Origin of the sequence: Bacillus sp. FJAT-45066 (assembly GCF_002335755.1) — a bacterium.
Taxonomy (GTDB): Bacteria; Bacillota; Bacilli; order Bacillales; family Bacillaceae_I; genus Bacillus_CD; species Bacillus_CD alkalisoli.
Genome location: NZ_NISQ01000001.1, coordinates 419,674 through 432,336 on the forward strand (window position 1 = coordinate 419,674; position 12,663 = coordinate 432,336).

Sequence of the window (12,663 nt, forward strand, 5' to 3'; positions counted from 1 at the left end):
AAGTTGGTTACTTGCTACAAATGGATCATCGAATAATGTTTGGTAATCGGAATGGAAAAATTTTTTAGTACAAATTATAAAGGAGGATACAAAATAGGAGGTCAATGATGACGAAAAATTCAACGAAACAAAGTGAAGAAGATAAAAATAATAAAAAGGGATACAATCAATCCCAAAAGCCATTGCCTCAGCCAAAAGATTATGAGGAAATCGAATATTAAAATAAGTTCTCGGTATATCTATAATGGTGTACCGAGAATCTTTTTGTTTAAAAAGTTTGAAAATTCTTATGTTTTTCTATTATAATAAGTTTATGAAATACTTCGAATTACGAAATATGTATGTGGAAGGGGAAACTAAATATGAGTAAAACATTGTTACGACCTGAAGTGCCTGTAGAACAAACGTGGAACTTAAATGATTTATTCTCAACAGAAAATGAGTGGGAGGATGCATTAAACGCTATTCATAATGATCTAGTATCCGTTACCAAGTATAAAGGTCAGTTACATGCTAATGCACAAACATTATTAAATTGCTTACTTGCAAGAGACGAGCTAACGGAACGAGTAATGAGAGTCATGACATATGCTTCGTTACGTCAATCCGAAGATGGCACAAACCCTGAAAATCAAGCAAACGCATCACGTGTTTCTTCCATGATTTCTAGCGTCAGTGCGAGTCTTTCATTCGTTGAATCTGAAATACTTCAAATGAACGATCAAAAGCTTAAGAGCTTTATAGACGAGGAAGAGGGATTAGTAGAATTTAAAAATACACTTTCCACTCTTCTAGAAAAACAACCTCATAAACTCTCACCAGAAGCGGAAGAAGTATTATCTGCATTTGGAGAGGTTCTCGATGCACCATACTTAATTTATTTGCGAAGCAAAACGTCAGATATGCAATTTAGTTCTTTCACGACCGATGATGGTACGAAGCACGAACTAACATTCAATTCGTTCCCAAAATACGAAGGATCTGCCAATGCTGAAATAAGAAGAAAAGCGTATGATTCATTTATTAAAACACTTAAACAATACAAAAATACATATGCCGCTACATATGCGACAGAAGTGAAAAAGCAAGTAGTAGAAGCTAGATTACGGAAGTACGATTCAGTAACGGACATGCTGTTACACGACCAACAAGTAACGAAAGAGATGTATCACAATCAACTAGATACCATTCAACAAGAGCTAGCGCCTCATATGCGCAAATACGCAAAATTAAAGCAACGTGTTTTAGGTTTAGAAAAAATGCACTTTTGTGACTTGAAAGCACCACTCGATCCTGAATTTAATCCCGAAATTTCTTATGAAGAAGCGTCTAAAGTCGTTTTAGAATCATTACAAGTAATGGGCGATGAGTATATGGAGATTATGCAAACAGGATTAAGTGAACGCTGGGTAGACCTTTCCGATAATGTTGGGAAAGGTTCAGGGGCATTTTGTTCTAGCCCATATGGCGCACATCCATATATCTTAATGACATGGCATAACTCGATGAGAGATGCATTTACACTGACACATGAACTAGGACATGCGGGCCACTTTAGTTTAGCGGGTCGATATCAACGTATTTCCAATACACGTCCTTCTAGATACTTTGTAGAAGCTCCATCCACGATGAACGAAATGTTATTAAGTCAGCACATTTTAGCGCAATCAAAGGATGAACAAATGCGCAGGTGGGTTATTTTACAATCATTAGGAACGTATTATCATAACTTTGTTACACATATTTTAGAAGGGGAACTTCAACGCCGTATTTACGAATTAGCGGATAATGGTACTCCTATTACTGCTAAAGTATTATGCGAGCAAAAGTTAGAGTTGTTGTCTAATTTCTGGGGAGATGCAGTCGAGTTAGACGAAGGTGCAGGATTAACATGGATGCGACAGCCACATTATTACATGGGGCTTTACCCGTATACGTATTCAGCCGGATTAACTGCATCTACAGCTGCCGCGAAGAAGATTCAAGAAGAAGGACAGCCTGCTGTTGATCGCTGGCTTCAATCATTAAAAGCAGGTGGCACATTAAAGCCACTAGAGCTTATGCAGCTAGCTGGAGTAGATATGTCTACACCAGAGCCAATTAAAGAAGCAGTTGCATATGTAGGACATTTAGTTGACGAATTAGAGAAGAGTTTTTCATAAAAATAAAAACACAGGGACAGCCATTACGGCTTTTCCCTGTGTTTTTTACTTATACTTCCTCTCACTTGATGAATCATTCTTCGTTTTATGCTTCTTTTTTTCGTCTTGTTGTTCTATTTTTAAATCTTCTAATGGTATCGGATCAACGTGTTGTTGATTTTCATATTTCTCATAAAGACTTTCTTTTTCAGTAGGATATTGTTCTGGATGATCTCTAGTAACTTTTTTTTCTCTCAAACTAATCACCTCTTATAAACTTGTTTACCTTCTTAGAGACATTTTTAAACATATGGTTAAAATTACAACCTTACGTATCTACTAATATATGTTAAAGTAATGGTAACGAGGTGATAGAAACATGAAGACGTTAAAAGCTAAAATGACAGATTACACAAGATATTCGATGATTTTACTTGCAGTTAGTGTGTTTTTATATATTGGAGTTGCATTCCAACATGCTGGAAAAGAAGCTTATCAAGTTTTCTCCATGATGGGTGTAACAGTATTATTCTTAACTCTTTCTTTTGTTTTCATCTACAAAGCTAGAAAAATTAAAAAACAACTTCAAGAGCAAGATGAAAAAGACCTTTCTAAATAAAGAGAGGTCTTTTTTGTCGGAAAAATAAAGACAGCTTGCGAAATTAATCTCAAACTGTTTTTTAACTATATTATTCAGTATCATTTTCGGGATAGAATCCATCATCTTGCGCGTAGTTTTCTATACTCCAAATCCCAATACCCTCATTTTTCGCTTCTTCTTGTATAGCCAGAAAATTATCTACATACCTAGTGTTAGGAGGGAAAATATAGGCAACGCGTGCGAGGCCATTTCGTAGTAATTCTTCTTGCACACTCTCCCCATCTACATATAAGTAAGCTAATATTCTTCCATAACGATCACGTTCACTTACATCCAACTCTAACTCCACTTCTCCACCTTTTAACATATCTTCAACAAACTTCGTCGCTTCTTCACCAAAAGGTTGAGGTTCTTCATAATTTCCATGGTTCATCTCTGGAGTATCTATTAACAGGAAACGAATACGTTCTTCTGTGCCATTGATTTCAACTCTTATAGTATCCCCGTCAATTACTCTAGTTACAGGTACTGTAATTCTATTGTATTCCTGTTCACTTTTTTCTTCTTCTTTGTTAAAGGCTGACTCGAAATGTTCACTATCAGTAATGAAATTACTTGCATTGCAACCTGATAAAAATAGGGTAAAACTTAGAAGTAATACAGTTACAAATTTATTCATGTTAGTCCCACTTTCCAAGCAAAATCTACCCTATTATAACACTAAATTCTTTATTTCAATGACAAAATAGCCTTTTTCTAAAAAAGGAGAAAACTCACTTGAGATTCTCACAAAATGGCCACATTTCCTTAACTTTTTGTTCATAATTGCCCCGTAAAAATTGGTAATTTCCATCTATACTATAAGTATAAACAGTCGAAAAGAGGGATGAACATGTTCGCAGTAGTATTAGGAATGACTTTAGCGTTAACAGTAATGTTCGTAATTGGATCTGAACTAAGCACAGAAGAAGTAGAAATGTAAAAAAACTAGGCTGAAAGCGGCCTAGTTTTTTTGTTTGAGTTCATTTAATTTCTCATTGATATATGAAATAATCTCATTGTTATTTTGAAGTTCAAAAATTGTTAGTGCTTTCTTATAAAAAATAATTGCTATTTTATCATTTTCTAATAATGAATGATTATATCCGATGTGATAGTATAACTGACCTAATAGGTAAATACTATTATTCTTCAAACACCATTCTATCCCTTTTTCACTATATGTAATAGCTTCAGTATAGTTCTTAAGTTCAGTGAAGGCTTTTGAAGTGTTGTAAATTATTTTTGTCTTTATGGTGTAATTATCATTAAAAGGTAACTTCTCAAAATGTTTATCTGCAAGGTTAAATTTTTCTATAGCCTTATGGTATTCACTACATTCAGAATGTATTATTCCAATACTATTAATAATTTCTATCTCACTTTTTCCAATTAGCTTGCTAGTCATTCTTGTGACTTCTAAAGCTTCTTCCATTAACTCGAGAGCTCTTCCTTTATTTTTACTCATGTAAAACAAACAAATGCCTTCATTCCATAATAAAAACTGCTTGTTTTTCCTGTTATTCGTAAATAAAGGGTTTTTCTTTTCCCCTTCAATAATTTCGTAAACCTCTTTATAATTATATGTATTCAATGCTTTTCTAACTTGCACTTTTACAGATTTTACATATTCAAGATGGGGAACAGTTGCAAGTTCATAAAAATAATTTACATCTACGCCTAAACGTTCAGCTATAAAATACAAAGTATTTGCTAGAGGATAAACCTCTCCTTTTTCTATCTTACTAATTTGCGATTGAGTACATATTCCATCACTTAATTCTGACTGGGAAATACCAAGACTTTGTCTTAAACTTCTAATTTCTTTTCCAATTACTGAAAAGTCCATAAGCATCACTTCCTATAAAATATTCCTAGAGTTATATTTATTAACGAAAGTTAAAGAAAAGCGGAGTAAAACACATTTTTAATAACGTAAACGCTCGATTTTGGCAAAAGAAAGTTTTATAAGAATAGTGTATTATTCCTATTAAGAAAGAATTTTAAAATTTTAACTATTAAATCTATAATAACAAATTGGAGGAAAATTCAAAATGAAAAAATTAGTATTAGCTACTTTAATTTTAACTTTTGCTTTAGTTGGTGTAAACTCAGTATCTGCTGCGCCAACACCTGGTAACGATATTGGTGTTACGTCTTTACCTTACCAACATTAATTAATAGGAGGCCCAACATGACTAGTACGAAAACGTCCAAATTTACATGCTTCTGGTTTATGGTCGTGGATCGCGAGCAAAAAGGTTGCAAACAATACCGTGTTGCCCAGCTTATAGACTACAAAAATAAATCTTCAAAAGAAGTTGCAAAATGGTTTGAGTCGTTGTTTCAAGAGTACAGTGTCATTAAGGCGGGCAAGGGAACCATTCCTAATCAATTTAAGGAATTTCCTTATATTAATTACTAAATCTCTCCAAAACTGGAGAGATTTTTTCTTTAAGAAAATTGTATCATTATTATACTAATAAAACATATATGTCATTTGACTTATCTTTTTCTAATATTTTGAAAATAATAGGGTATATTATATTATGATAATTGAAAAAGCACTTATCCGAAATGGACAAGTACTTTTAAAGGTAAATTATTTAATTCTTCTTTTTTTCTTTTTCCGCTCGATAAAATTCATGAAACATTTTCATTAACGCTCTTTTTTCAATTCTAGAAACATAGCTTCTTGAGATCCCGAGTTCTTTTGCAATCTCTCTCTGTGTTTTTTCTTCCTGCAAGTCGAGGCCAAATCTCCCAACTATTACTTCCCGTTCGCGTTCATCTAATACATCAATATACACTTTAATTTTTTCTAATTCCATATTCAATTGAATGGTATCAATAACATCCTCGGATTCAGATTTCAACACATCAATTAAACTTATTTCATTTCCTTCTTTATCTTGCCCGATTGGATCGTGTAAGGAAACGTCTTTTTTCGTCTTTTTTAATGCCCTTAGGTGCATAAGTATCTCGTTCTCGATGCATCTCGCAGCATATGTCGCAAGCTTTGTGCCTTTCCCCGTATGGTAGCTCTCAATTGCTTTTATTAAACCAATTGTTCCAATGGAGATTAAGTCTTCAGAATCTTCCCCAGTATTTTCAAATTTTTTCACTATATGCGCAACTAGTCGTAAGTTATGTTCAATTAGTTTGTTTCTTGCATCCTCATCGCCCTCTGCCATGAGGTTTAAATATTTTGCTTCCTCTGCTGGAGATAATGGTTGTGGAAATGCATTATTTTTCACGTACGAAACTAGGAAGATTAACTCCTTTATTAAGAATGATACTGATGCAAATAAACTTGACACATTCTCACCTCCATCAAAATTCATAGGCAAGAGCCTAGTATTAATTCATATGTAGGTGAGTCCATTTTTGTGCATGTACCTGCTCAAATAATAGCTTGAAACTCTCTCGTGAAAAATTAATCTTTTTCTTTAAGTTAAAAACATAATTTCGGTTCGTTTAATGAAAAACGAATTAATTGCCTGTTTTTAACGATAATCATGTTTGTTTATCTCGCTGTTTTTGATACCAAGGATGGTTAATAATTCGTTTTTCGTATAGTAGACATACAGTAAGAAGCGGACGCCATTGACTTAATAGTTAAATATGTATATATTTAAACACGTTAACTAATTATTTCATGTGATTAACTATTAATGAAAGAAAGTAATCTTCAAGAAAAAGGAGTAAATGAATGTTAGATCAAGAGAAGTTAATGCAATTCATTCAACGATATGAAAATGCCTTTATTACATCCGCACGTTTAATAGGCCCAAAAATCCAAGAAGCTTTTGGAGAAGAAATTACTGGTGATCAGTTTTTCGTACTTCAAATTTTAACGAAAGAAGAAAAGGTTACTTCCTCTCAGCTTGCAAAACTATTCAATGTAAAGCCAAGTGCCATTACAGCCATGATTGACAGAATGTACAAAAACGACCTTGTGTTAAGGAATAGAGATGAAAAAGACCGTCGAGTAGTTTTTATAGAGCTTTCGGAAAAAGGAAAAGAGATAAAGATAAAAGCAGAAAAAAAGCGTATGGAAATTATGAAAAAGTATTACGGAAGATTAGAAGAAAATGAGCTTTTAACACTTATAGAAACTACAGAAAAGCTAACGAGAATGATTCAAGAGGACTTAAAGGAGGACCCACAATAATGAAATTACCAAAATTAGCCGTCAAGCGCCCAGTGACGACCATTATGATGATGCTTTTAGTATTAATCATGGGATTTGTATCACTGTCAGGCTTAAAGCTTGATTTAATGCCAAATATTAATCCACCTGTCGTAGCAGTTATGACAACCTATCCAGGGGCAGGACCAGAAGAAGTAGCGGAAATGGTGACAAAACCGTTAGAAGACGTTATCGGAACAAGTGCAGGATTGAAAACATTACAATCGCGTAGTAGTTCCAATTCTTCTTTAATCATTGCTCAATATGATTGGGGAATGGATATGTCAGAAGTAAGGGAAGACTTAAGTTCCAGCCTAGGTTTGGTGCAGTTAGCCGATAGTGTTGGCCAGCCTATGATTGTGAAATTTGACCCTACGATGATGCCAATTTTACAGTTTGCTATTTCAAGTGGCGAAAGTATTGAAGGGTTACAAGAGTATGTTGACGATGTAGTCGTGCCTCAAATTCAAAGTGTGGACGGAGTCGCTAGTGTTTCGGTTGATGGTGGCTTTGAAGAAGAAATATCCGTTCAATTAAACGAAAGAAAATTAAAAGAATATAACTTAACTTCTCAACAAGTTATTCAACTAATTCAAGGAAATAATTTAACGTTCCCAGGTGGAGTCATTTCGGATGGAACGGAAAATTTAAACCTTCGAATTCTGGGGAAATTAGATACGATAGAATCACTAAAAGACCTTCCTGTTAGTATCGTTCCAGATGGAGAAAGCTTAGAGATTGTTACATTAAGTGATATAGCAGAAGTTGCAGAAACGAGAATAGAAGTATCTTCTGTAGCCCGTAATAATGGAAAAGATAGTTTACTAATTAGCGTTCAAAAAGAGGGTATCGCTAATACAGCTGAAGTGTCAAGAAATGTAAAAGACCGTTTAGATCAAATTAAGTCTAATAACAATGACATAACTTTTTCGATATCAAACGACCAAGGTCAAGTAATTGAGCAATCCGTATCAAATGTATCAAAAGCCTTAATGTTTGGTGGGTTATTTGCCATTATTGTTATTTTAGTTTTCTTACGATCGATACCAGCAACGATTATTGTTGGTATTGCAATCCCGCTCTCCATCGTTTCCACATTTGTTTTAATGTTTTTCTCAGGGATGACATTAAACATTATGTCTCTTGGTGGATTAGCACTAGGGGTCGGGATGCTTGTAGATAACGCAATTGTTGTTATTGAAAATGTGTATCGTCATTTATCGCTTGGTAAAACAAGAAAGCAAGCAGCAATCGACGGAGCATCAGAGGTTGGTGGAGCAGTAACGGCTTCCATGTTAACAACGTTATCTGTGTTTCTTCCTATAGTATTTGTAAGTGGATTAATTGGCGATTTATTTACAGAATTAGCCCTTACTGTATCATTTGCCCTTCTTTCTTCATGGATAGTAGCCTTAACGGTAGTGCCTGCATTAGCTGGACTATTATTAAAAGGAAAAAAAGTAAAAGAAAGAAAGCCATTCAAACTATACAATACTATCATTACGTGGGTTCTACGTAGAAGAGTCGTGACGTTATTAATTGCAACGTTAGTATTAATAGGTTCCATTGCCTTGGCACCGAAAATTGGTACGGAATTTATGCCAACGCAAGATGAAGGGATGTTTACCATAGATGTGGAGTTACCAGAAGGAGCATCTTTTGAACGTACGTTAGAAATAGTTGAAAAGATGGAGCAAGAGGCAGCGAAAATCTCAGAAATTGATGTATTAACTGCAACAATTGGAAATAGCGATCCGCTTATGGCTGCTGTTTTAGGTGGGGGAGCAAATAAAGCGAACTTAAATGTAAAACTTGTGCCAACAGCTGAAAGAAGTCAATCAACAGAAGATGTAATGAAAACTCTTCAAGAAAAAATTGGTCCATTAGATGAAGAAATAGCTGTAACGTTTAATATTACAAACTCTATGGAAGCTATGGGTGGAACGACAAATAAAATAGATTTATTAATTCTTGGCCCAGATGCAGAAGTGGTAGAAGAGTATACAAAAGAGTTAGAGACTCGTTTGTTAGATGAGGTAAAAGGTGTGACGGCAGTTTCTAATAGCTTACAAACTGGTAAACCTGAATACCAATATATTGTCGATAAAAAGGAAGCATTTAAATATGGTTTAACGACATACCAAGTAGCAACATTCGTCAACCAATCATTACAAGGTACCGTGGCAACTACTATTTTTGATAAAAATGTACGTGTCAAAGTAGCGGGAGTTTCCAATTCAAAGAAAGCGATTGAAAATTTAGTAATGACAACTCCAACGAACCAACAAGTGTCATTAAAAGAAATTGGGGAAGTTGTTCGTGGAGAAGGTCCAATTACGATTGTCCGTGAAAACCAAAACGACTCGGTTACTATAGAAGCAACATTTGAGGGCGAGTCTATGGGTACAGTAGTAACGGGTGTTCAAGCGACCATTAATAAAATGATTGACGACTTAAACATTGATACTGGTTTATACACTGTAAAAGCAGCTGGTGGCGCGGAGATGATGGAAGAGTCTTTTGCAAGCTTACTATTAGCGATGTTACTGGCGATTGTGTTTGTGTACATGGTAATGGCTAGTCAGTTTGAATCTATTGTTCAACCGTTCATTATTATGTTTACATTGCCACTTGCGATTACTGGTGTAATTTTAGGTCTCTTAATTACAGGGTACTCATTTGGTATAACCGCCTTTATAGGAATTATTATTCTTGTTGGGATTGTCGTTAATAATGCCATCGTGTTTATTGATTATACAAATAGATTACGTGAAACAGGCTTGTCTGTTAATGAAGCATTAGTGGAAGCGGGATCAACAAGGTTACGTCCAATTGTAATGACAGCATTAACTACGATGCTTGGGTTATTACCATTAGCAATTGGAGCTGGTGAAGGTGCTGAGATGCAAGCACCAATGGCAATTGCTGTAATCGGTGGATTGTTCTCGTCTACTTTATTAACTTTAGTTGTTATACCAGCAATTTATAGTTTAGTTGCGGGAGTTTCGAGTTTTGGAAAAAGAAAAGATCGAAAAAAAGTAAGTATTGATTTAGAGACTTCAAAATAATTAAGTATAGTATTGGAGAGACACGGGGGAGATTTTGCCCGTGTCTTTTTGTATGTTCGGTAATGGATGATGGGGGTAAACACTGTTTTTACGTTAAAAATGGAGATTGTAACAGAAAAGGGTTGAATGGAAACAGAAGAGATCGAGATTGAAACACAAATGGGTTGAATAGAAACAGAAGAGATCGAGATTGAAACACAACCGAGCCAAATTGAAACACAAGCAAGTCAAATTGAAATACAAGCCATCCATCGGGAATTACTATTTTGAGATTGAAACACAAATAGGTGGAATTGAAACAGAAAAGATCGAGATTGAAACACAAATGGGTTGAATGGAAACAGAAGAGGTAAAAATTGAAACACAACCAACCCAAATTGAAACACAAACAATCCCTTAATCTAATTCTGTCCCAAAAACTCTCTACTATATCCGCATTCGTCCTTACAAAACCCAACCTATTGCATATTTTATAAGTAAGATACCTATTAAACTACCAAAGGAGGTAAACAAATGTATCCTTATCAACCTTGGTGTCCACCTCCATGTAATCCATGTTGCCCACCACCATACCCAAGAAGATATGGCGGAGGCTGGCTATACGGAATAGTTGTAATACTATTCATCCTACTGCTACTTGGTGGCTGTAGTTATTATAAACACCATCACTATCGTAAATGTTAGGAAGCCTATGTTCTGCATAGGCTTTTTTTTGATAACCATCATTTAATTCGACTTGCGAAATTTTCCACCCGCTAATTGTTTTGAATTTATAGAAAAATCGAACAAAAGAAGGTATAATGTAAAACGTATACTTATTAGGGGGTATCTTAATGACAACAAAAACGTATGAACAAACATGGGATTTAGACGTATTCTTTGAAGGTGGAAGTGATTCTGAAAGTTTTAAAGCATACATAGAAAAAATTGAAGTAGAACTAGCAGAATTTGAAGCATCAGTATCAAATTTCGAGCTTTCTAGATTAGGAGAAAGCTTAACGTTATATGAAAAAGTAATTAAGAAAATTGCTCAATCATCCGCATATGTTAACTGTTTGTTTGCAGCAAATGTTACAGATAAAAAGGCTGCTCAACTGCAAGGAAAAGTAGCTGAATTATATGCAAAGATGAATGTCCTATTAAACTCTTTAGAAGAGCATTTTATACACGTTAACGATCAAGAGTGGAAAGCATTCATTCAAGAGAGTGGTTTATCTGAATTAGAATACGTATTAACAGAGCGTAGAAGAAGAGCATCTGAAAAGTTACCTGCAGACCAAGAAAAACTAATCTCCTCTTTATCTGTTGACGGGTACCATGCTTGGGGCAAACTTTATAATTCATTAGTTGGCCGCATTAAGGTTTCAGTTAAAGATAATGGAGAAACGAAAGAACTTTCTGTCGGTCAAGCCTATAACAAGTTCTCAGATGGAGATAGAAATGTAAGAAAAGAAATTTTCGAACAATGGCAAAAAGCTTGGTTAAAAGAAACAGATACGTTTGCTGCTGCTTTAAATCATTTAGCTGGTTTTAGAATCCAAACGTATAACCAAAGAGGTTGGGATTCTATTTTAAAAGAACCACTTGAAAACAACCGCATGAAAGCTGAAACACTTGATACAATGTGGGAAGTTATCACGGATTATAAAGGGAAATTCACTGAGTATTTACAAAGAAAAGCAGAACTACTTGGAGTAGATAAATTAAGCTACTACGACGTTAATGCACCTATCACTTCAGAAGAAACAAAGCTTTCTTACCAAGAAGGTGCAGAGTTTATCTTAGAACAGTTTGCTAAATTTGGTCCGGAATTAACGAAGTTTACTGAAGTAGCCTTCGAAGACCGCTGGATTGAGGCAGAAGATAGAGCAGGTAAAGCACCAGGTGGATTCTGTACTGGGTTCATGGACTCAGGTCAATCACGTATTTTCATGACATACTCTGGTTCACTAACAAACGTTTCTACTCTAGCACATGAGTTAGGGCATGCATTCCATTCTTATGCAATGAAAGATGTACCTACATTAAACCGATTCTATTCAAGTAACGTAGCGGAAACCGCTTCAACTTTTGCAGAAATGATCGTTTCAGATGCAGCTGTTAAATATGCAAAAACAGATGAAGAAAAGTTGTCCTTATTAGAAGATAAAATTCAAAGAAGCGTTGCTTTCTATATGAACATTCATGCTCGTTTCTTATTTGAAACAAAATTCTATGAAGAGCGTAAAAAAGGATTAGTAAGTGTAGAACGATTAAACGAGCTAATGGTAGACGCACAAAAAGAAGCATATTGTGACCAATTAGGTGAATACGATCCAACATTCTGGGCTTCTAAAATGCACTTCTATATTACACAAGTGCCGTTCTATAACTTCCCATACACGTTTGGCTACTTATTCAGCCTAGGAATATACGCTCAAGCATTAGAAGAAGGAACAGCATATGAAGAGAAATACATCGCACTTCTAAAAGACACAGCAAGCATGACAGTTGAAGACTTAGCAATGAAACACTTGGGAGTTGACTTAACAAAACGAGACTTCTGGGAAAAAGCTGTACTAAAATCAGTAGAAGACGTAGAAGAATTTTTACAACTAACTTCAAAATAAAAAACACAAAAGC

The 12,663-nt window shown here is 34.9% G+C and carries 13 protein-coding genes; 9 read left to right on the forward strand and 4 right to left on the reverse strand.

The genetic code is table 11. The features are described 5' to 3' along the window. The first annotated feature begins 362 nt into the window (after window positions 1-362). The gene (pepF, locus tag CDZ92_RS02070) at window positions 363-2,162 is read left to right on the forward strand and encodes an oligoendopeptidase F (protein ID WP_096153301.1); all 1,800 of its coding nucleotides are present in this window, start codon (window positions 363-365) and stop codon (window positions 2,160-2,162) included. Between the two features lie 45 nt (window positions 2,163-2,207). Here pepF and CDZ92_RS02075 read toward each other — a convergent pair whose 3' ends face one another. Next, window positions 2,208-2,399: a hypothetical protein gene (locus tag CDZ92_RS02075; RefSeq protein ID WP_255249763.1), complete on the reverse strand. Its 192-nt coding sequence runs from the start codon at window positions 2,397-2,399 to the stop codon at window positions 2,208-2,210. 121 nt (window positions 2,400-2,520) lie between these two features. Here CDZ92_RS02075 and CDZ92_RS02080 point away from each other — a divergent pair, with 121 nt between their 5' ends. After that, window positions 2,521-2,760 carry a YrhC family protein gene (locus CDZ92_RS02080; protein WP_096153303.1) on the forward strand — a complete coding sequence of 80 codons (240 nt, stop codon included), beginning with the start codon at window positions 2,521-2,523 and terminating at the stop codon, window positions 2,758-2,760. Window positions 2,761-2,830: 70 nt separating this feature from the next. Here CDZ92_RS02080 and CDZ92_RS02085 read toward each other — a convergent pair whose 3' ends face one another. Both CDZ92_RS02085 and CDZ92_RS02090 read right to left on the reverse strand, forming a co-directional pair. Continuing rightward, window positions 2,831-3,421 carry a thermonuclease family protein gene (locus CDZ92_RS02085; RefSeq protein ID WP_096153304.1) on the reverse strand — a complete coding sequence of 197 codons (591 nt, stop codon included), beginning with the start codon at window positions 3,419-3,421 and terminating at the stop codon, window positions 2,831-2,833. Window positions 3,422-3,745: 324 nt separating this feature from the next. Then, the gene (locus tag CDZ92_RS02090; protein WP_176483687.1) at window positions 3,746-4,630 is read right to left on the reverse strand and encodes a helix-turn-helix domain-containing protein; all 885 of its coding nucleotides are present in this window, start codon (window positions 4,628-4,630) and stop codon (window positions 3,746-3,748) included. A 205-nt stretch (window positions 4,631-4,835) separates the two neighbouring features. On the opposite strand from CDZ92_RS02090, the gene CDZ92_RS20195 reads away from it, so the two are divergent. Further along, window positions 4,836-4,958, forward strand: a complete 123-nt coding sequence (locus CDZ92_RS20195) for a hypothetical protein (RefSeq protein ID WP_255249764.1) — start codon at window positions 4,836-4,838, stop codon at window positions 4,956-4,958. Between the two features lie 17 nt (window positions 4,959-4,975). Beyond that, window positions 4,976-5,206 carry a hypothetical protein gene (locus tag CDZ92_RS02095; protein WP_096153306.1) on the forward strand — a complete coding sequence of 77 codons (231 nt, stop codon included), beginning with the start codon at window positions 4,976-4,978 and terminating at the stop codon, window positions 5,204-5,206. Between the two features lie 181 nt (window positions 5,207-5,387). Here the strand turns inward: CDZ92_RS02095 and sigK are convergent, their stop codons facing one another. Next, a complete protein-coding gene (gene sigK / locus CDZ92_RS02100; protein ID WP_096153307.1) occupies window positions 5,388-6,101 on the reverse strand; it encodes an RNA polymerase sporulation sigma factor SigK in 714 nt (237 codons plus the stop codon). Between the two features lie 392 nt (window positions 6,102-6,493). Here sigK and CDZ92_RS02105 point away from each other — a divergent pair, with 392 nt between their 5' ends. The 5 genes from CDZ92_RS02105 to CDZ92_RS02115 all read left to right on the forward strand — a co-directional run bounded on the left by CDZ92_RS02105 (window position 6,494) and on the right by CDZ92_RS02115 (window position 12,650). Continuing rightward, on the forward strand, window positions 6,494-6,955 hold the full coding sequence (locus tag CDZ92_RS02105; RefSeq protein ID WP_096153308.1) for a MarR family winged helix-turn-helix transcriptional regulator: 462 nt from the start codon (window positions 6,494-6,496) through the stop codon (window positions 6,953-6,955). Then, window positions 6,955-10,041 carry an efflux RND transporter permease subunit gene (locus CDZ92_RS02110; RefSeq protein WP_096153309.1) on the forward strand — a complete coding sequence of 1,029 codons (3,087 nt, stop codon included), beginning with the start codon at window positions 6,955-6,957 and terminating at the stop codon, window positions 10,039-10,041. Before CDZ92_RS02105 ends, CDZ92_RS02110 begins: the two co-directional genes overlap by 1 nt. A gap of 190 nt (window positions 10,042-10,231) precedes the next feature. Continuing rightward, window positions 10,232-10,375 (forward strand): hypothetical protein, encoded by a 144-nt coding sequence (locus tag CDZ92_RS19780; RefSeq protein WP_157842686.1) that lies wholly within the window; start codon window positions 10,232-10,234, stop codon window positions 10,373-10,375. A gap of 179 nt (window positions 10,376-10,554) precedes the next feature. Beyond that, window positions 10,555-10,725, forward strand: coding sequence for a hypothetical protein (locus CDZ92_RS19785; RefSeq protein ID WP_176483688.1), 171 nt, complete (start codon window positions 10,555-10,557; stop codon window positions 10,723-10,725). Between the two features lie 149 nt (window positions 10,726-10,874). Beyond that, window positions 10,875-12,650, forward strand: a complete 1,776-nt coding sequence (locus tag CDZ92_RS02115; RefSeq protein WP_096153310.1) for a M3 family oligoendopeptidase — start codon at window positions 10,875-10,877, stop codon at window positions 12,648-12,650. Window positions 12,651-12,663: the final 13 nt, after the last annotated feature.